Source organism: Halostella pelagica (genome assembly GCF_004762015.1).
In the GTDB taxonomy this organism is placed as follows: Archaea; Halobacteriota; Halobacteria; order Halobacteriales; family Natronoarchaeaceae; genus Halostella; species Halostella pelagica.
In genome coordinates, this window is sequence record NZ_SJES01000001.1 from 260,769 (window position 1) to 279,618 (window position 18,850).

Genomic DNA, 18,850 nt, shown 5'->3' on the forward strand with positions numbered 1-18,850 from the left:
ATACTCCGGTCGTCGAACGCAAAAAGACCCGGACCGCAACTTGTTTCATCCAGTGGTACCACCGAGGCATATGGTCGACGAGGTCACGCTCTACCGGCCGCCGGCGTACGACGGAGCGCCGCCGGTCGACACCGACGCCGTCGCTGACTGGCTCCGAGAGCGAGTCGACGCTGGCGTGTGCGTCCGGAAACGGTTTCTCGATGTCCACCGCGGGGGATCAGACAGCGACCTTGCCGAGCAGTTCGCCGAGGCGCGCGTTCTCGACCCGTACGAGCGCGAAACCGGGAACACAATGTTGGGGATCGTCCGATACGAGGAGCGCGCATTGGACCACCCCGAGCGCGAGGGCGGCGTACTCTACGACGGCGTCGCCGTCCAGCGGGCGCTGAACGCCGCGCTTCCGCGGGAGGAACGCGCGCTCGACAGCCTCCACATCGCCCTGCTGGATCGCGTCGTCGGCACCTGGGGAGACCACGACGGCCGCTGGCACAAGCGCGTGAACGTGCTCGGCCAGCCCTCGCTGGTGTCCGTGCCGGGGCTCTACGAGGCCCCCGCAAAGCCCGAGTCGTACTACCGCGAGAAGCAAAAGCACGCGATGCTGTCAGGGGATGCCCCGCCGCGCGAGGTGCTGGAGAACCAGGTCGACGGCGAGTTCCTCGTCGACGGCGACCCGCGGACGACCGAGGCACTCAAAGGGTACGTCCTGCAGGCGGTCCATCTCGCGGCGACCGGCGAGGGCTTTTGCGACGACGAGCGCTGTCGCCTCTCGAACCCCCACCGTCAGGACGGCGTCGTCAAGGCGCAGTTACGCGACCCCGAGTTCTGCGCGAGGCACGCCGAGCGGTACGAGGCGTAACCTACCGTCGCCGTCACCCGTCGAGTATCTCCTCGGGGCCGCCCCACTCGTCGACCAGCAGTCCGTATCGCTCGACGTCCGCGTACTCGCCGTCGGCGAACTGGGTCTCGCGGGTGGTTCCTTCGTGGACGAATCCGAGCCGCTCGCAGAGCGTTCTGGAGGCTTCGTTCCGGGCCATCGCGGTCGCCGAGACGCGGTGCAACCGGAGGTCCCGAAACCCGTACTCGATGAGGTTCGCGCCGGCTTCGAGCGCGTATCCTTCTCCCCACGCCGTCGGATGGAACCAGACGCCGAAGTTCGCGTAGCCGTCCGCGTCGTTGAGGGGATACAACTGTACCGACCCCACCGGGTCCCCCGAGAACTCGCCGTCGTTCGGAACGGCGAGTAGCGAGACGCCGTCCCCGTCGCTATCTATCGGCCACAGCTCGTCCCGGTAGCGGTCCTCCGTGTACGGCGTCCTGAACGCGCTGATGTACTGACGGACTCTCGGGTGATTCACTCCTTCTCGGAGGAATTCGATGTCTTCCTCGTCGGGCGGCTTGAGGTCGAGGCGGTCGCAATCGATGAATGTTGGTCTTGGCATGATATCTCTCTGATAGTCGGTAGGCTACTGATGCAACGAAAGCCGGAAGCTGGTCCGCCTCGGGGACGAAGCGAGACGACGGCCAACTCAGGAGCAGAGAGAAACGATCATCGGTCAGCTCTGTTCGGCATTACTGTCACGGACGAAGTAAATGTTCGGGTTGGTACGGAGACACAGTCCGGATCTGCGAGGTTCACTCCCCGTGACTGTTGCCCGTTCTGACCGGTCTCGGCGACGAAAGCGTACGGCCAGCGGCCACAAGCGCGGTTCTCCTACTCGACGGTCACCGTCACGGAGCCGTTCTCGCCCTCGACCGCGGCGTCGAACGAGTCCGGCGCGGCGGTCAGAACGACCGTCTCGCCCGTCGGTCGATCGACCGCGAACATCGCGTCGCTATCGGCGTTGCGGGCATCCGCGAACGTCTCCATCGCGGCCGCCAGTTCGTCGGCCTCGCTCGTGTCGTCCATGCGGAAGGCCCAGATGTACGCCCGCTGGTCGTCGTTCCGGAGTATCACCACGTCGTCAGTCCCCCACCCCGCCACGGCCTGGCTCGCGGTGTCGTCGTCGAGTTCACCGGAGAGGAGGACGCGCGTAGTGAGTTCGCCTATCGTGTCGTTACCGGCAGTGCGCCACTCGCCGGCGTCGTCGACAGCAACGTTCAGGTCCCGTTCCGCGTCGTCGGAGCCCGGATGAAGGAGTTGCTCGGTGGTGCGCGGGTAGTCCTCGTACACCGTCTCGAGTTCGGACGGGTCGTCGATCTCGTTGGCGACGTACTGATTGCCGAAGTGGTACCGGGCCAGGAACAGCCGTTCCGCCGTCGACCCGGAGTCGTACTCGTCCGCGATCCGAGTCGAACTCGGGGCGACATCGAGATGCTGGTCGGTGTACACGTCGGAGACGTACACCGCTCCGCCTTCGACCAGCGAGAGGCGGGTCTGGACGAGGTCGTTGGTCAATCGCGGCTGTTCGAGGGCGTCGATCCAGGGCAGCATGTTCCCGTTGAACTGAGCCGCGTGGACGTACTCGTGGACGAGCACCTGCTCGACCTCTCCGGGCGAACCGTTCCCGGGATGGATGTAGACGGCACCGCTCGTCGTCGTGAGGCCGCCGGCCGTGTCCTCGGCGAACGACGCGTTCCCGACGCCCATCGTCGCGAAGAAGTCGTTTGCACCGGGAGCGAACCCTCGGTGCTCGGTCAGGTTGCGTACCTCGACGGGTCGCGGTTCGATGTCGGTACCGAGCAGCGACTGAGTGCGTCCGTACGCTTCGTCTTCGTCGACACCGAGCGTGCCGTTCTGGACCGTTACGTCGTATTCGTCCCCACCGAGAGTGTCAGTCGTAGTCGTGGTTTCGGTCATCGGAGCATCGGTCGTCGTGGCGTCGACCGTCGACTCGTTCAGGACCTCCGTCTCGGCGTCGGTGGTGGTGTCACCGAGGAACGGAGCGGAACATCCGGAGACGAGGAGGAGCAACACGACGACGAGAGCCTTCACACGCATGTTAGTTGCCAAAACGACTCGTTTGAACAAAACAGTGGTGGTCTCGCCCCTCGGTCCGCGGACCGGGCTGGACGGCGACCGGACCACACGGAGTAACGCGTCGCATTGCCGAAGCGGCCTACAGTAACCACTGAAAGTCAATGCAGATCTGGATCGGACGACAGCGATGCGATCAGCGTATGAATCGTTTCAGGGACTACTGTAGACGCCAGTCGTGGTCCCGCCACCGTCGTTCGGTGCGGGTACCGCCGGGAACGCCACGTCCGCGCCGGCGGTCGTTCGGTTGTCGATGGCGACCTCGACCTCGTCGTCGCTGCCGGCGGCGTAAGCGTTGTCGACGAACTCGTCGTCGCCGGCGAACACCACCAGCGTTTCACGGGTGACGCGTTCGACCTGTACCGACGCCTCGGAGTCGTCGCCGTGTTTCGCCGCGTACGACCGGAAGGCCGCCTGCGCTTCGTCGGCTTCGTCGGCATCGTCCCAGCGGAGCGCCCAGGCGAGCCCTGTCGTTCTGCCGGAACTGTGTTCGTACACGTACAGGCGGTCGTTCCCCCACCCGGACGCCGCCGCGGCAGCGCGCGCCCGGGAGAGTTGGCTCCGGAGAACGATGCGAGTCACGAGTTCTCCTTTCGTGTCAGCGTCGGTTCGGAACCAGCTTCCGGAATCGTCGGTCGACAGTTCGAGGTCGAGGGCCGGTTCCTCCGCCGGGCCGTAGTTGTGGATCAACTGCTCCGTGGTCTCGGGGTGGTTTTCGTACGCCGTGTCGAGTTCGTTCGGCGAGTCGACCGTCGCGGCGACGTATCGGTAGCCGAAGTGATAGGGAGCCCAGAGATAGCGGTTGCCGGCGGGACCGCTCTCGTATTCCTCCGCGACGACGTCCGACTGATGTACCGTCGGCGACTGGAACCGCTCGGAGTAGCTGTCGGTGACGTACACCGCGCCTCCCTCGACGAGCGCCTGGCGAACCAGCGAGGCGTCCGTCGATCGACTCACTGCAGACTCCCTGTTCAGACTCTCTGTCATCCCCGACCGCATCTGAACGGTGTGGATGAACTCGTGGGCGAGAACGCGTTCGACCTCTGCATCGGACGCCTCGCGGGTCGTGAGCCGCACTTCTCCGTCCCTGTACGTTACCCCGCTTGCACCCTTCGTCGAGTAGTTCGTCTCGTCGAGACCCATGATCCGGAAGAACGACCGGGACGTGTAGTAGTCGGCGGTGTTCGACCGTGCCGTCCCCTCACGGACCGTCACTGACTGCGGTTCGACGTTCGTCCCGACGAGCGCCTGCACGCGGGCGAACGTTCGGTCGGCGTCGACCGGGAGGTCGTCACCCTCGACGGGGACCGAGTACTTTTCCGTGACGTTGACTTCCGTCGTCGTCGTGGCGACCGTCGTCTCCGTGGTCGTGTTCGTGTCGTTTTCGTCGGCCGTCGTTTGGAAGGCGGCCGAATCTGCCGCGCATCCGGAGAGGACCACGGAGAGGACGAGTATCAGGGCGGCGAGACGCCTACGAGTCGCCATACGTCAGTATCGACTAGAGCGACCAAAATACTACCGCCGGGCACGACCTTTCGACCGGCCGGGACCAGCTATCGAGAGCGGTCGCCGCCGGGTGGTCGCACAGGGTTCGTCAGACGGCTCGCGCGACCACCGCCATATCCGCCGAATAGTTCGCGCGACCCCCGCCAGATACGCGACCGGATCAGTCGATCCGGCCGCCGGTCAGGCGAACGATCCCGGCCCAGTGGTCCTCGTGAGCGACGGCGGCCGAGCGCGCCCGAAGCGCGTCTCTGGCGTCCGTGACCCGCCGCACGAGCGACTCGTGCGGCGAGTTCTCGTACCGAACCCTGAGCGTCGGCGGCGTCGAGAGGACGGTGACTGCGCGGAACGCGGCGTTTATCGGCGCGGCGTACCACCGGTCGCTCTCCGCGGCGTCGACCAGGACCAGGTGACCGCCGGCGTTCAGGAGGTCACACCAGTCGTCGACGGTCCCGGCCGGATCCGCCAGCATCCCGACGACGAACGTCGAGAGGATCCCGTCGACGCCGTCGGTGATCGGCGGCCTCGTCGCGTCGCCGCGGACGACGTGGACGTTCTCCCACCCGCGCCGTTCGACGAGGTCCCGCGCCCGGTCGAGAATAGGGCCAGTGAAATCGACGCCGACGACGGTCCCGTCCGGACCGACCTGCTCGCGGAGGTACGGGAGGTTTGCGCCGGTCCCGCAGCCCATTTCGACGACGGTGTCGCCGGCGGAGAGTCGGAGCGCCGACGCGGCCCGCTCGCGGAGACGCGCGACGCCGGGCATGTGTCTGGCGACGGCGTCGTACAGCGCCGCCCAGCGGCCGTAAAACGCCTGCGCGGACGACGCCCCCGACATTACACCAGCCCTCGAACGCGCTCGACGACCGTCTCGGCGTCCGGCCCCAAGACGTAGACGATCGGCTCTATTCCGTACCCGCCGCTCTGGTAGAGCGCGTCGGCGTCGTCCACGTCCGAGAGCGCCGCTTTCACCGCCTCTTCCGTGGACGTTTCGCCATCGAACTCGACGGTCTGGTAGCCGTCGTTCACGAGACGTTCGACGATGTCGGGGTCGTACCGGACGTTCAGCGCCGCCCGTGCGTCGCTGCCCGCGCGGCGGGCCGCGAGGAGGACGGTGGCGACGTGTTCACTGACGCCGAACTCGGGGTCGCCCGGCACGGTCGCCTGACCCTTCACGTCGAAGATCCGACCGGGGACGCCCGCGACGTCGTCGACGTCCGTCGCGCCGGGCGTACAAGCGACGAGGTTCGACCCCACGTCGGGAATGAGCGTGGCGAACCCGCTGGTGTTTTCCAGGCGGCGCAGCCCCCGCCGGACCGATGCGAGCACGCGCTCCGTCGTCCGGAGTTCGCTTTCCGGGTCGTGAATGTTGAAGCCGCCGCCGTACTCCGAAAGTTCGGGGACGGCCTCCTCGTGCAGCGACGCCAGTACGTCGCCGTTTTCCAGACGCCGGATCAACACCTCCGTCTCGACGAGCGCCTGCACCGGTCGCATCTCGCCGTCGGTCATCCCCTCGCCGATCCGTTCGACGAGTTCGCGGACGCGCTCGTCCTCCAGGATCACCTCGCGGCGTGCCACGTCGCCGTGGGCGTACTTCGAAACGGCCGACTGGCTGATCCCGAGCGCTTCGGCGACCTCGCTCTGGGTCAGCCCGCGATCGCGCAGGTCCTCCGCGAGCATCGACCGGAACGTCGGGAGGAACTCCTCGACGACGATCTCCTCGATGAACTTCATTGGTCGCCGCCGAACTCCCGGTCGCCGCCGATGCGCGACGCCTGTGGCCCGTCCTGGTCCTGGTATTTCGACCCGCGGCCGCTGCCGTACGGGCGCTCCGCCGCGGATTTCATCTCAGTGAAGATGAGCTGTGAGATGCGCATGCCGGGCGTCAGCGCCACGGGTGCGGTGCCGAGATTCGACAGTTCGAGCGTTATCTGGCCGCGGTACCCCGGGTCGACGACGCCCGCCGTCGCGTGTACCACGATCGCCAGGCGGCCGAGCGAAGACCGGCCCTGTACGTGCGCGAGGAGGTCCGCCGGGATGTCGACGCGCTCTTTCGTCGTCCCGAGGACGAAATCGCCGGGGTGGAGGATGAACTCCTCGCCCTCGTCGACGACCGTCTCGTCGACGTACTCGTCTACCTCCCACTCCGCGTCGGGGTGGATACAGGGAATGTTCGTTCGCTGGAACTCCAGGAACTCGCGGCCGAGTCGGAGGTCGATGCTCGCCGGCTGGATCTGTAGGTCGGGGTCCTCCAGCGGCTCGACGGCGAGGTCTCCCGCTTCGAGCCGGCGGAGGATGTCCGCGTCCGAGAGTATCATACGGTGAAGGAGCGAGCGGAGGGGCCTAAATTCCCCGGTCCGGGCGTCGCGTCAGAGCCAACCGACGACCGGCGACCGGCGGACCGATCCGCCGGCGTTCGCCGGAGCAGTTCGCGGGAGACAGTCGACGAACAGTCGTTCGTCCGGGTCGGCGCGGGGACGTAGCGGCGGCGGTCGTCGCGCAAGACGGAGAGGACGACGTCCGGGAGAAACACCACCCGAAGGCACTACCGAACACGTCCCGTACGGACGATATGGACGAGGCACAGGCCGCGATAAGCGCACTTGAGCAGCTCGGTTTGACCGCATACGAAGCACGGTGTTTCGTCGCGCTCACGCGGATCCCTCACGGGACAGCCAAAGAGGTGGGGAAAGTCGCCGACATTCCGCGGTCGCGGGTGTACGAGACAGTGGAGAAGCTCCAGAAGAAAGGGTTAGTGGCGATGGAGGAGGGCGAACCGCGGACGTACCAGAGCGTTTCGATCGACAGCGCGATCAGGATACTCCGGAAGGAGTACGAGTCGTATTTCGAGACGGTCGAACGGTCGCTCCGACAGCTGGAGCCGGCGTACAAGGAAGCCCAACAGGCGGTGTGGGCGATCAGCGCCCACGAACAGGTGACCGGTCGGGTGATCGATATCGTCGACGGCGCGAGCGACGAACTAGTGTTGATACTGCTGGACGAGGGGTTACTCGACGAGGACGTCGTCGCCGCGCTCGCCGATGCCACCGAGCGCGGCGTCACCCTCCACGTCGGTACCGTCGTCGAATCGGTTCGGGAGCGCATCAACGACGCCGAAATAGATGCCGTCATCTTCACCACCGGACTGATCGAGTGGTTCACCTCGATGAGCGAGAGCCCGCAGATCGGGCGGTTGCTAATGGCGGACCGGGGACCGGTGCTGGTGAGCGCTACGCACGACGAACAGCTCCCGGGTGTGCCGAACGAAACCGCGGCGTGGAGCGACGGGATCGACCACGGCTTCGCGACGTTTACCGAGCGGGTGTTGACCTACGAACTGAAGGAAAACGTCGGAGATGTGTACGACGAGACCGAGACCGAGTGATCGACTCACCGAGCGCCGCTTTCCCGACGGGCTTCGACGGTGCCCGAGAGCGATGATCAGGGCTAAAGGCGTTCCCGCCATCGTACCGGGCATGAAACAGGCGATCGTCGCTCGCACAGACATCGGCATGGGTCAGGGAAAACTCGCCGCACAGGTCGCACATGCGTCGCTTTCGGCCTACCAGGACGCGGACAAGCGGACCCGCAAGCGATGGAAAGGCGACGGCCAGAAGAAGGTCGTCCTCAAGGGAAGCGGCGAGTCGCAACTGTTCGAACTCGCAGACGTCGCGGAGCGCGAGGGACTGCCCCACGCCATCGTTCGCGACGCCGGCCACACTCAGTTGGACCCTGGTACCGTCACAGCACTGGCGGTGGGTCCTGGCGACGAGGCCATCGTCGACAAAGTAACTGGTGACCTCTCGCTGTTCTAGAGCGCGGACCTATCAGCACCGTCCGCCTCAGTCACGTCCGAGACGAAACCGGCGTCGAGAGGGCGCTTCTCCTCCCTAAATTCCATCTTGGCTGTTTCATTCCGGGCACGTCGGAAGAGTCTGATCCCACCGGATACTATACTCATAGCCATCCGATTCCAGCGAGGCTATTGAGCAAGATGGAACCACTATACCCGTGCCGCTCTTCGGAAGGAGTGATGAGTACGACACTCGGTACGGAACAGGCCCCACAGGACTCCCGGAGCGTAACCGAGTCGGTTCTCCACGCTATCGCGGACGAACTCGACGCGGATCTCCTCGATCTCGAACCGCTTCACGACGCCGTCGACCCCGACGCGCTCGAAACGATCTTCGACGACACGTCGTCGACAAGCCGAAACACTGGCTCCGTCACCTTCGAATCGAACGGTTGTGCCGTCACCGTTGCGGCCAACGGGTCCGTCACTGTGCAGGCGATGACGACATCGAACGAGTAAGAGACGCTGTCGGCTATTGTCGAATATCTGCCAGCATCAGCAACCGGATCCGGTACACTGACTCAGCGACTCCTGTACGAACAGGGACAGCCGACAGTGTACTCTGACTGCGACCGCCGGCCCAGTGCGCGGGACTTCACGTCGGTTCCAGCGCGGACCGGTCAGCCCTTATGCCCCGCGGCGACACCACTCTCTATGGACGCAATCCGTCGTTCGCCGGGAGGTGGTCGCTGATGCGGTCGCCGCACGATATCGAGCGTGCAGTCGGCATGGAGTATTACGTCAGCGACGCGGACGGGACCGGCGGAAGACTCCGCGCCGAGGAACCCGACTTCCGCGTCGAGGAACTCGAACGGTTCGACACGGAACCGGTCGACGCTGACTCGGGGACGTACAATCATCTGGTTCTCCGAGTCACTCTCTCTGGCTGGGATACGAACGACTTCGCCAAGCGCCTCTCGGACGCGATAGGGATCAGCCGCGAACGGGTCTCCTGGGCCGGAACCAAGGACAAGTACGCCGTAACGACGCAACTGTTCAGCGTGAAGGGAGTCGAACCGGCCGACCTCCCCGACATCCGCGACGCTGCCATAGACGTCGTTGGCCGCGCCGGGCGAGCCATCCAGTTCGGCGACCTGGCGGGCAACGCGTTCGACATCGTCGTTTCCGACCCGGACGCGCCCGAAAACGCGGACGCGATCACCGCGACCCTCCGCGAGTTCGGCGGCGGGTCGGCGGCGGTCCCCAACTTCTTCGGCCAGCAGCGGTTCGGAAGCAAGCGACCGGTCACCCACGAGGTCGGTCTGTGCGTCGTCCGCGAGGAATGGGAGGAAGCCGTGATGGCCTACCTCGGCAACCCCCGCGAGAGCGAACCCGAAGGGACGCAGGACGCCCGCCGCTTCGTCGAGGAGAACCGTGACTGGACGGCCGCGCTGGAGGAGTTCCCGCGCCGCCTCGGCTACGAGCGGTCGATGCTGCACGAACTCGCGGACAACGGCGGCGAGGACCCGGCGGACTTCCGCGCGGCGCTGGAGACGGTCCCGTCGAACCTCCAGCGCCTGTTCGTCCACGCCGCGCAGTCGTACGCGTTCAACCGGATCCTGAGCGAGCGACTGGAACGCGGTCTCCCGTTCGACCGCCCCGTGGAGGGAGACGTCGCTTGCTTCGCGGACACCGACGCGCCGGACGGCCTCGCCCTGCCCGACACGGACCGCCTCCAGCGCGTCACCGAGCGTCGCGTCGACACCGTTGCCCGCCACTGCGAACGCCGCAGGGCGTTCGTCACTGCACCCCTGATCGGAACGGAGACGGAACTCGGGGACGGCGAACCGGGCGAGATCGAACGGGACGTTCTCGACGACCTCGACCTCGCGCCGGCCGATTTCGATCTGCCGGGCGAGTTCGAGTCGACCGGGACCAGACGGGCGGTCCTGGTCCACACCCATCTCGACGTGGAGCGCGACCCGCTCAGGTTCTCGTTCACTCTGCCGAAAGGGTCGTACGCGACCGTCGTCCTGCGCGAGTATCTGAAAGGCGATCCGCTACATCTCGGGTGATGGCGAACGGGACTTTCGCAACATCATAACGGTGGTCGCTTCGCCGCGCGGACGGTCGGCGACACAACGGGGCTGAGACTGAACCTGGCCGACCCATTTATTCGTTCGTGTGGAAGGGCACATATGCGAAGTGAACGGCTTCGGCGCGAGATAGACCAGGCGCTGCAGGCAGGATGGGCTATCGAGGACGAGTCGCCCGACCGCGTCGTCCTCGTGAACCGGAACTACGGCGACCTTGGCGTCCACGTCGTCATCGCTCTTCTCACCGCCTGGTGGTCGTTCGGCGTCCTCAACGCGGTTTACGCGGCCTACAAGTACCTGAACGACTCGCGACGGCGGGTCCTGTGGGAGTCGGCCCGCGCGTGTCCGAACTGCGGCGAAGCGGCCGCAGCAGACGCCGAGTTCTGCCGAACTTGCGGCGAGAAACTTCCCCACGACTCGGACGGGCCGCACTCCTGCCCGGAGTGCGGCGTCGTGCTGGCCGACGGCGCTCGGTACTGCCGCAACTGCGGGAGCGAGGTCGGCACACGATCAGCGACGGGCCAGGACGTCGGGTAGTCGATCCGGGTTCGAGTGAGCGACTCCGCCCGGAGAGACGAGAAGCGGGCGTGTTTTATCCGGCGCGCAGTTACCATCGGTCATGGACTGTCGGCAGTGCGCGTCCCCGCTGGAGCGACCGGGCGACTACTGTCTGGTCTGCCGGACGCCGAACGCCGACGCGGTCGTTCTCGACATCGACCGGGACCGAGCGTCGGTGACGATGCTAGACGAGGACGCCGTCGTCGCGACGACGACGATAACTACGAGCCCCGAGGACGGCGAGGAGACCGGCGTGATCGAACTCCGAAACTTCGCCGGGCGCATCGCCGACGAGGTGCGGCGCAAGCGGCCGGAGGAGGTGTTCGCCGCCGGTCACCGCGAAGTGTTGCGATCGACGCGGGAGCAACTCCACCACGAGTTCTACCGCGTCGAGGAGGAGGACCCGGTCCAGGCGGTACTCGACAGGCAGGGAACCGCCGCGCTGGAGGTCGTCGACGCCGCACCGAGAGAGAAGATCGGCGGCACGCACACCACGCTCATCGGCGGGCGGGCGGGCAGGCGCGCCGTCCAGACTGTCGCGGGACATCCGCACGTCAAGAAGATAGTACCCGGTCCGATCGACGCCGGCGGGAAGGGGTCGCAGTCCGGTCTCCGCGCGAAAGCGACCCGGTCCGACGGGAACGGTAACGTCCGCCTGTTGATCCGCAACGGGTCGAGCGTTCAGGAAAACCGAGTAGTGACGACGGCCCGCGACCGCGACACCGGCGAGCGAGTGCGAGAGGACCTGAACGACGCACTCGCCGAAGCGGAGTTACAGTAACCCCAGCGGCCCTGTCGGCGAGCGGGGCCGGTCCAATTCTCACCGGTCCCCCAACGCCTTTTTAGCTGTAATTAGATATAATTAGACGATGGCCTCTCGGTACGACGCGGTGCTCGTTGCGATCCCGCTCGTCGCGTCGAGCGGGATCGTTCTCGAAGCGGGCGCACGAGCGCTCGGTACGAGCGGAGGGGGATCGTTTCTCTGGGTCGTCGGGTTCGTCGGCGCGCTCTGTCTCATCGCCCACGAGATCCTGACGTTACCGGTGGACGGGGAAGCCAACTCGTAGCCTTTATTTGCGCGCTTCGGTTACGTGACGGTACTATGGCCGAAGACGGAAAACGACGAACCGGTAGTGCTGGGCGCTTCGGTGCGCGCTACGGTCGCGTCGCCCGACGCCGAGTCGCCGAGATAGAGTCGGATATGAACGACGACCACACCTGCCCGGACTGCGGCACCGACGCCGTCGACCGACAGGGAACAGGCATCTGGCAGTGCGGCAAGTGCGGGTACAAGTTCGCGGGCGGGACGTACCGACCGCAGACCCCCGGCGGACGAACTGTTACCCGTTCGATCCGCGCCGCACTGGCCGACGAAGAATGAGCTACAAGTGCTCTCGCTGTAAGCGCGACGTCGAACTCGACGAGTACGGCGGAGTTCGGTGTCCCTACTGCGGTCACCGCGTACTGCTGAAAGAGCGGAGTCGCGACGTCAAGGAAGTCGACGTCGAGTAACGTGGCGTCGTTCGTTCACGAGACGACGCTCGCGTTCGACTACGCGTCTCCCGAACGCGCTCGAATCGTCGAGCGGAGCGTCCGCCAGGAAGTCGGCGAGATAGCGGGCGACCGCTCGACGACGACGGTGTCGCGGACCGCCGCGACGGTGACCGTCACCGTCGAGGCGTCGGACCTCGTTGCCCTCCGGGCGGGACTGAACACGTGGCTCTCGCTCGTCGACGCGGCGGAACGAACGCTCGAACGCGCGGTTCCGGGAGACCGTCTGACGTAGGGAAGGTTACGGGAGCTCCGCGTCTCTGCTCTCCGAGAGTTGGGCTTCGAGTTTTTCAGATCCGAGATACCAGACGAGACCGGTGTCAGCGTCGTACGCCACGACGCCTTCCGTCTCCAGACGCTGCAGGTGTGAGTGGTGTAGCGACGACAACACTCGACTCTCGTGGCCGCGCGGCGGGTCGAGATCGCCCGTCTCCCAGTCGACGACGGCGTCGACGAGGTCGTCAAAATCGACCGGGCTGTCCGCGTCGACGAGGTGGTAGAGGGCGTATCTGCGACGACGTTCCGCCATCAACTCGAACACTGCACTCATTGAGAGCATCTCGGATCGCGTTTCGTCTTGGTCGCCCCGAACGAACGGGGCCGGGCGGGGAGGCTCCTGCCGGCTCGTGTCGTCGCTACTCATGCCTATTTATATTCATAAATAACGCCCTTAACAGTAACGACAGGCGTCGCCTCTTCTGCCGAAGTGATAAAGCGGGGGTTTTTCAATGCGGGGAACGACCCTCAGAATATGCAGGGTAATCTGCCGCCGGAAGCACAGGAAAAACTCGAAGAACTGCAGGACCTTCAGGAGACGGCCCAACAGGTCGCCGTCCAGAAAAACGAGGCCGAGACGCAACTGACCGAGGCACAGAACGCTCTCGACGAACTCGGCGACATCAGCGAGGACACGCAGATGTACCGAGAGGTCGGCGAACTGCTCGTCGCGACCGATTACGACGAGGCGCAGGACGACCTCGAAGAGAAGACCGAGAGCCTCGAGATCCGCGTCGAGACCCTCGAAAAGCAGGAGGAGCGCGTGCAAGAGCAGTTCGAGGAACTGCAGCAGGAACTCCAGCAGATGCTCGGTGGCGGCGGTGGCGGCGGCCCGATGGGCGGAATGGGCGGCGGCGCCGGCGGCGCATAAATGCCGACTGACGACGAAGTCGTACAGACCGCCGCCGAGGCGGCCGAGAACGTCGTTTTATCGCGGTTCAAAAACTCAGATATCGACGACTTGGACGTAACGGTGACGTTCGAGGACGAGATCCTCGAAGTCGACGTGTACGTCCACGCCCCTGACGGAGACGCCGACGAGGACCGCGTCGCAGACGACGCCGCGCTCGCCGCGCGCGGCGCAGTCGACGATCTCTTCGATTCGGCCTGAGGGGCCGTTTTCGCTGCCGTAACGGTAGTTCGTAGCGCGATCCTACAGCTACCGCCGTTTCATCCGTGGACGAGCGGCACGCGGAGCGTTCCAGACGCCGAAAATGGTCGTGTTACGCGATCAGGAAGATGAGTACGCTCACGATCATCGCGACCAGTGTCGTCGCCGCCGCGAGACCGCCACCCATCGACACCATCGCGTTGGCAGTGCTGGCGAGCGTCTCCGTCCGGTCGTTACCGAACACGGTGACGGCCGCGCGCTCGCTCGCTATCCCGGCCTCGACCGGTTCGACGTCGTCGACGGCCTCGTCGACGAGTCGGCTGATCAGGTCGAGCAACTTCCCGTCGGGAATCGCTTCGCCCACCTGGTTCGTCGCCTCTACCTGGTTGACGACGTGCGTGTCGGTCGTCATCACTTCGATCTGATCGACCCCGGTGATGCCCGTAACGAGGCGATCGCGTAAGCCCGGTTCCATGTTGTTCCCGTCGATCAGGACGTACGCCGTTAACTGGTCGTCCACTTCGAACACGGCCACTCTGACGCCCAGCGGACCGATCCCGTCGTCGGGCTCCCAGGGCGTCTCGTCCCAGGCGACGCCGACGCGAAGCGGAGCCCGCGGCGCGTCGACCAGCGTCTCTCCGGCCCGCGCGGCGGCTTCCTGCGTCTCGAAGGCCCGCTCGCTCCCCGGGGTGACGTGGCCGAGATCGTCGCCCTGCAGGCCGTCGTTGCAGTTGTGCGCGTCAGCGAGGAGGACGTCCTCGATCCCGCCGGACCGGGCTTCCGCGGCCGCCGCGAGGCCGACAGCGTAGGAAACGTCGTCGGCGAAGGAGGGCGAGTAGGTGATAGTCGATAGGAGGTCGTCGCCGACCGCCTGCGCCAACAGCGAGGCGTCGCCTTCGTCCACGCGGACGCTCCGGGTCGCGCGGTCGGTGTAGTCGATGTCCGCCATCGCGCGGTCGGCGGCGTCGACGACGGTGTCGACCTCCCGCTCGGTGACGAGGTTGAAGTCGTGGCCGGCGGTCGCGTGCGGCGGGAACCCGAGCCCCTCCGCCTGCTGGGCGACTCGAACGGGCAGGTTACCCCCGCCGATCTCGCCCATCGGACCCGGGTGGATCATCGGCAGGACGAACCGGGCTTTCTCGTCGCCACCGGGGCGGCGAACCGAACAGACGGTGACCGGGACGACAGCCTCCTCGCCGATCTCCTCGAAGAAGTCTTCGAGTTCGCGGGTCCCGTCGGCGATGTGACCGATGAACCCGCCGAGAAAGTCGAGCACGCTTACGCCTAGGCTCCGTTGCCACGGCCGGTCGATGGTCCGGACGAACGCGTACACCGCCGCGCCGTAAACGACACAGATGGCGAGTAGTAGCCCGAAGTCGCTGGGGACGACGACGTTCAGTTCGGGAGGTGCCTGCCCCTGCCGCGAGAGGAACGCTTCGACCAGACGGCCCTCGACCGCGAAATACCGCATCGTCCCGCTGTACACGAACAGCATGACGGCCGCGGCGGCGGTCTGGATGCTCGCCGGGATGGAAGCGACCAGTACGCCGTGACTCGACACCGCCATCACGACGAGCAGGCGAAAGGCGAAGATCCCGGCGAGCGCCGCCAGGAAAGCGTCGAAGACGAAGTTCAGGCCGAACGGGGAGAGCGCGGCGACGACGCCGGCACCGACCAGCACGGCGACGACGAACACCTCACAGATAAGCGCAAGTAGCGACGACCGGTTCGGCGTTAGCTGTCCGCCGAGCGAGCGGTCGACGCTGCTGGTCAGGAAACTCGCCGCGACGGTTGGCACGCCGACGAAGAAGACCCCCTGCCAGACGTCCTCCAGCAGATACGTGTTGTCGAAGACGCCGACGCCCGTGACGGCGGCGACGACAAGTGCGAACGCCAGGCTCGCATGCCACCGCGGCGCGCGAAAGACGTAGCGGGAGAGACTCGCAAGGTCACCTTGCGTCGCTGTCATTAGTTTCGGGTTCTCGCCCGTAGATAGTAAAGATGTAGTGTCGATCGCACCCGTTCTCGCGTTCAGTTACCGGCGTTCGATCAGGCGTGAGACGACTTGCGAGCGGTACTGTAGCTCTCGCAGATCTGCCGGAAGTTCTCGAACAGTTCCTCGCCCTCGGCGGTGTGTGCGACCTCCGGATGCCACTGGACGCCGTAGAGGTCGCGGTCCGCGTCGCTCATCGCTTCCACGTCACAGACGTCGCTTCGTCCCGTGAGTTCGAACCCGTCGGGGAGCTCTTTGACCTCGTCCGCGTGACTCGCCCACACGCGCGTCTCGGGCGCGAGCGTCCCGGTCAACGGGTCGTCCTCGTTCAGTATGTCGACGGTGACATCGGCGTACCCGCCGTACTCGCCGCCGCCGACTCGCCCGCCGAGTTCGTCCGCCATGATCTGCATGCCGAGACAGATCCCCAGTACCGGTACGTCCGCCTCCAGGTACTCCGCGCTCCGACCGATGTCGTCCATGTCCGGGCCGCCGGAGAGGACAACGCCGTCGGCGTCTATCTCTTCCGGCGGCGTGTCGTTGTCGATGAGGTCGGTGTCGACTCCCATGTCGCGGAGCGCGCGCTGTTCGAGATGCGTGAACTGTCCGTGGTTGTCAACCACGACGATCCTCGTCATTACGCACTCATACCCGGTCAGCGGATAAAAGCGGTCCGGAGTCGCTTCCGGGGAAGCGGTAAGATTAAGCGCCGGCCAGACGACAGTCGGAGCATGCCAAACGCCTTCGACGAGTTCAACCACCCGGCGTGGATGGCTGCGCTCGGTACCGGAGTCGGCTACGCGATCATCCTCGTGGCGATGACGGCGATACTGTTCGGCCTGCCGTACCTGCTGTTCGTCTCGCTGTAGATCCGGATAGGACTGTTGTCCGTCAGTTCGGGAGTTCGCCGACCGGGTCGGCAGACACCGGCACACAGTGACAGCAGTCTCGACGACCCCGACCGACGGCCGGGAGCGCGGCGCTCGGCGGTTCGTCGAGCGTCGCGCGATGACGGGGAAGGGCTGGCAGCCGTCAAGCAATAGATCCGCGACCGGTCCGATGACTGAACGGACCGAAGCAGAAGAGGAGTGGTTTTGGTCGAGCTTTTGCCGAGTCGAGCGAACACGGCGCGAAGTCGTTCGAGACGATCACCGTCTCGTCACCGCGGAAGTCGATTCGGGTTTTCCGAACGACAGCGTAAAAGGTCGCGTCAGGCGAACGTCTTCGACACCGTCTCTTCCTCGGACTCCGACTCGATCTTTTCGTAGGCTTCCTCGAAGTCGGACTGGCGGATGTCGGTCCGGTCGTCGCGGATGGCGAACATCCCGGCCTCGGTACAAATAGCCTTGATGTCGGCCCCGCTCGCTTCCTGTGCCATCTCGGCGAGCGCGGTGAAATCGACGTCGTCTGCGGTGTTCATGTCGCGGGTGTGGATCTGGAAGATGATCTCACGACCCTCGTTGTCGGGCTTGGGCACTTCGATGAGACGGTCGAAGCGACCGGGCCGGAGGATGGCGCGGTCGAGCATGTCGAAGCGGTTCGTCGCCGCGATGATGCGGATCTCGCCGCGGTCCTCGAAGCCGTCCATCTCCGAGAGCAGTTGCATCATCGTCCGCTGGACCTCGGCGTCGCCGGAGGTCTTCGACTCCGTCCGCTTTGCCGCGATCGCGTCTATCTCGTCGATGAAGATCACGGCTGGTTCGTGCTCGCGAGCGACCTCGAAGAGGTCGCGGACGAGTTTCGCGCCCTCGCCGATGAACTTGTGGACGAGTTCGGAGCCGGCCATCTTGATGAACGTGGCGTCCGTCTCGTTCGCGACCGCTTTCGCCAGCATCGTCTTACCGGTGCCCGGCGGGCCGTAGAGGAGGACGCCGCTCGGGGGTTCGATCCCGACCTCGTCGAACGCGCCGGGCTTGTTGAGCGGCATCTCGACGGTTTCGCGGACTTCCTGCATCTGCTCTTCGAGGCCGCCGATGTCGCTGTAGGTGACATCGGGGCTCTCGCTGACCTCCATCACGCGAGCGCGGACATCCGTCTCGTTGTCGAGGGCCTTCACGATAGAGAGAGAGTTGTTGACCGCGACCCTGCTGTCCGGTTCGATGTCCTCCCGCAACTCGTCCGTGACCTCGGTAAGCGCTTCCTGATTGTTGCCGTGCTGTTTGATGATGACGCCTTCGTCCGTGACTTCCTGAACGGTGGCGACGAACAGCGGCGACTGCTTGAGCTTCTTGTTCTCGTGGGTGAGTCGTTCGAGTTTCTGCTGATACTTGTTGTTCTCGGCGTTCGCGTCGAGGAGTTTGTCCCGCATCTCCTCGTTTTGAGACTCCAGAACTTCCAGGCGTTCGCGTAACGCCTCTATTTTCTCCTGTTGCGACGCCTCCTCCTCGTCGTACGGGAGATCGACGTCTTCCACGGTGTCGGTCATCACCACGGCATAAGGGGTTGACTCATAAAAGCCTGCGGGTGAGTACCCACAAACAACGGTAACACATTACAAAACTACCGCCACCCCGTTCGTGTATGAATACCCAACAGTAATATATAGAAAGGAGAAATATTATTAGCCTGTATTCACAACAGTGCAGGTACCGATGGGAGCATCAGAGTCAGCACAGCCAGAAGAAAGTGAAACGGGAGGTACCTGGGACGACGTTCGCGACCTGCCGCCGAGCGCAAAACTCGTGGCGAAGGTATTAGAGTACAACGACACGCTTACACAGAGTCAACTCGCGGAAGAAACCCTTCTACCGCCCCGTACCGTCCGGTACGCGCTGAATCGTCTCGAAGACGCAGATGTCGTCGATTCGCGTTTTTCCTTCTCCGACGCGCGCAAGCGACTGTACACACTCGCTCTAGAATGATTGTCCGTTCCGAGGGAGAACTCGCCCTCGGCTGAGACTGTCGGCTGTAACTTCGGAAAACTACTCTAACCCTTGGGGTCCGATATCATTCGAGGGATTACAGTCGATAATGTGAGCTACTCGCAGATTTTATA

26 protein-coding genes are annotated in these 18,850 nt (G+C 64.9%); 16 read left to right on the forward strand and 10 right to left on the reverse strand.

Annotation, left to right across the window (positions count from 1 at the left end; translation table 11 throughout):
- Positions 1–70 precede the first annotated feature (70 nt).
- Positions 71–856 carry a DUF7001 family protein gene (locus EYW42_RS01315; RefSeq protein ID WP_135533450.1) on the forward strand — a complete coding sequence of 262 codons (786 nt, stop codon included), beginning with the start codon at positions 71–73 and terminating at the stop codon, positions 854–856.
- Positions 857–869: 13 nt separating this feature from the next.
- Here the strand turns inward: EYW42_RS01315 and EYW42_RS01320 are convergent, their stop codons facing one another.
- The 6 genes from EYW42_RS01320 to dcd all read right to left on the reverse strand — a co-directional run bounded on the left by EYW42_RS01320 (position 870) and on the right by dcd (position 6,795).
- A complete protein-coding gene (locus EYW42_RS01320) occupies positions 870–1,439 on the reverse strand; it encodes a GNAT family N-acetyltransferase (RefSeq protein ID WP_135533451.1) in 570 nt (189 codons plus the stop codon).
- 272 nt (positions 1,440–1,711) lie between these two features.
- Positions 1,712–2,938 (reverse strand): hypothetical protein, encoded by a 1,227-nt coding sequence (locus EYW42_RS01325; protein WP_135533452.1) that lies wholly within the window; start codon positions 2,936–2,938, stop codon positions 1,712–1,714.
- 189 nt (positions 2,939–3,127) lie between these two features.
- The gene (locus tag EYW42_RS01330) at positions 3,128–4,459 is read right to left on the reverse strand and encodes a hypothetical protein (RefSeq protein WP_135533453.1); all 1,332 of its coding nucleotides are present in this window, start codon (positions 4,457–4,459) and stop codon (positions 3,128–3,130) included.
- 181 nt (positions 4,460–4,640) lie between these two features.
- On the reverse strand, positions 4,641–5,315 hold the full coding sequence (locus EYW42_RS01335) for a class I SAM-dependent methyltransferase (RefSeq protein ID WP_135533454.1): 675 nt from the start codon (positions 5,313–5,315) through the stop codon (positions 4,641–4,643).
- The gene (locus EYW42_RS01340) at positions 5,315–6,211 is read right to left on the reverse strand and encodes a thiamine-phosphate synthase family protein (protein ID WP_135533455.1); all 897 of its coding nucleotides are present in this window, start codon (positions 6,209–6,211) and stop codon (positions 5,315–5,317) included. Before EYW42_RS01340 ends, EYW42_RS01335 begins: the two co-directional genes overlap by 1 nt.
- Entirely contained in the window at positions 6,208–6,795 is a 588-nt protein-coding gene (gene dcd, locus EYW42_RS01345; protein WP_135533456.1) for a dCTP deaminase, read from the reverse strand. The genes EYW42_RS01340 and dcd overlap by 4 nt, the downstream gene beginning before the upstream one ends.
- A gap of 3 nt (positions 6,796–6,798) precedes the next feature.
- On the opposite strand from dcd, the gene EYW42_RS19380 reads away from it, so the two are divergent.
- From EYW42_RS19380 to EYW42_RS01395, 11 genes are all read left to right on the forward strand, one after another.
- On the forward strand, positions 6,799–6,960 hold the full coding sequence (locus EYW42_RS19380) for a hypothetical protein (protein WP_161972898.1): 162 nt from the start codon (positions 6,799–6,801) through the stop codon (positions 6,958–6,960).
- A gap of 89 nt (positions 6,961–7,049) precedes the next feature.
- Positions 7,050–7,862 (forward strand): TrmB family transcriptional regulator, encoded by an 813-nt coding sequence (locus EYW42_RS01350; RefSeq protein ID WP_135533457.1) that lies wholly within the window; start codon positions 7,050–7,052, stop codon positions 7,860–7,862.
- A gap of 91 nt (positions 7,863–7,953) precedes the next feature.
- On the forward strand, positions 7,954–8,292 hold the full coding sequence (gene pth2 / locus EYW42_RS01355) for a peptidyl-tRNA hydrolase Pth2 (RefSeq protein WP_135533458.1): 339 nt from the start codon (positions 7,954–7,956) through the stop codon (positions 8,290–8,292).
- Between the two features lie 218 nt (positions 8,293–8,510).
- Entirely contained in the window at positions 8,511–8,789 is a 279-nt protein-coding gene (locus EYW42_RS01360; protein WP_135533459.1) for a HalOD1 output domain-containing protein, read from the forward strand.
- A 233-nt stretch (positions 8,790–9,022) separates the two neighbouring features.
- A complete protein-coding gene (gene truD / locus EYW42_RS01365) occupies positions 9,023–10,345 on the forward strand; it encodes a tRNA pseudouridine(13) synthase TruD (protein WP_135533460.1) in 1,323 nt (440 codons plus the stop codon).
- Positions 10,346–10,468: 123 nt separating this feature from the next.
- Positions 10,469–10,903: a zinc ribbon domain-containing protein gene (locus EYW42_RS01370; protein WP_135533461.1), complete on the forward strand. Its 435-nt coding sequence runs from the start codon at positions 10,469–10,471 to the stop codon at positions 10,901–10,903.
- An 82-nt stretch (positions 10,904–10,985) separates the two neighbouring features.
- Entirely contained in the window at positions 10,986–11,705 is a 720-nt protein-coding gene (locus tag EYW42_RS01375; RefSeq protein ID WP_135533462.1) for a DUF2103 domain-containing protein, read from the forward strand.
- 88 nt (positions 11,706–11,793) lie between these two features.
- Positions 11,794–11,991, forward strand: a complete 198-nt coding sequence (locus EYW42_RS01380; RefSeq protein WP_135533463.1) for a hypothetical protein — start codon at positions 11,794–11,796, stop codon at positions 11,989–11,991.
- Positions 11,992–12,026: 35 nt separating this feature from the next.
- Positions 12,027–12,305, forward strand: coding sequence for a 50S ribosomal protein L37ae (locus EYW42_RS01385; RefSeq protein WP_135533464.1), 279 nt, complete (start codon positions 12,027–12,029; stop codon positions 12,303–12,305).
- On the forward strand, positions 12,302–12,436 hold the full coding sequence (locus tag EYW42_RS01390) for a DNA-directed RNA polymerase subunit P (RefSeq protein ID WP_066378269.1): 135 nt from the start codon (positions 12,302–12,304) through the stop codon (positions 12,434–12,436). Before EYW42_RS01385 ends, EYW42_RS01390 begins: the two co-directional genes overlap by 4 nt.
- 1 nt (position 12,437) lies before the next feature.
- Entirely contained in the window at positions 12,438–12,710 is a 273-nt protein-coding gene (locus EYW42_RS01395; protein ID WP_135533465.1) for a KEOPS complex subunit Pcc1, read from the forward strand.
- Between the two features lie 6 nt (positions 12,711–12,716).
- Here EYW42_RS01395 and EYW42_RS01400 read toward each other — a convergent pair whose 3' ends face one another.
- Complete coding sequence (locus EYW42_RS01400) at positions 12,717–13,118, reverse strand: DUF7344 domain-containing protein (protein WP_135533466.1); 402 nt, start codon at positions 13,116–13,118, stop codon at positions 12,717–12,719.
- A 108-nt stretch (positions 13,119–13,226) separates the two neighbouring features.
- On the opposite strand from EYW42_RS01400, the gene EYW42_RS01405 reads away from it, so the two are divergent.
- Together EYW42_RS01405 and EYW42_RS01410 are read left to right on the forward strand one after the other, a co-directional pair.
- On the forward strand, positions 13,227–13,622 hold the full coding sequence (locus tag EYW42_RS01405; RefSeq protein ID WP_135533467.1) for a prefoldin subunit beta: 396 nt from the start codon (positions 13,227–13,229) through the stop codon (positions 13,620–13,622).
- A complete protein-coding gene (locus EYW42_RS01410; protein WP_135533468.1) occupies positions 13,623–13,862 on the forward strand; it encodes a DUF3194 domain-containing protein in 240 nt (79 codons plus the stop codon). It abuts the gene before it with no gap.
- 112 nt (positions 13,863–13,974) lie between these two features.
- On the opposite strand, the gene EYW42_RS01415 is transcribed toward EYW42_RS01410, so the two are convergent.
- Positions 13,975–15,831, reverse strand: coding sequence for a DUF2070 family protein (locus EYW42_RS01415; protein WP_135533469.1), 1,857 nt, complete (start codon positions 15,829–15,831; stop codon positions 13,975–13,977).
- 80 nt (positions 15,832–15,911) lie between these two features.
- Entirely contained in the window at positions 15,912–16,493 is a 582-nt protein-coding gene (locus EYW42_RS01420; protein WP_135533470.1) for a GMP synthase subunit A, read from the reverse strand.
- Between the two features lie 93 nt (positions 16,494–16,586).
- On the opposite strand from EYW42_RS01420, the gene EYW42_RS19630 reads away from it, so the two are divergent.
- Positions 16,587–16,724, forward strand: a complete 138-nt coding sequence (locus tag EYW42_RS19630) for a hypothetical protein (protein WP_202613781.1) — start codon at positions 16,587–16,589, stop codon at positions 16,722–16,724.
- Positions 16,725–17,065: 341 nt separating this feature from the next.
- On the opposite strand, the gene pan1 is transcribed toward EYW42_RS19630, so the two are convergent.
- Positions 17,066–18,280, reverse strand: coding sequence for a proteasome-activating nucleotidase Pan1 (pan1, locus tag EYW42_RS01425; protein WP_135533471.1), 1,215 nt, complete (start codon positions 18,278–18,280; stop codon positions 17,066–17,068).
- 166 nt (positions 18,281–18,446) lie between these two features.
- On the opposite strand from pan1, the gene EYW42_RS01430 reads away from it, so the two are divergent.
- Entirely contained in the window at positions 18,447–18,716 is a 270-nt protein-coding gene (locus EYW42_RS01430) for a MarR family transcriptional regulator (protein ID WP_135533472.1), read from the forward strand.
- The last annotated feature ends 134 nt before the right edge of the window (positions 18,717–18,850 follow it).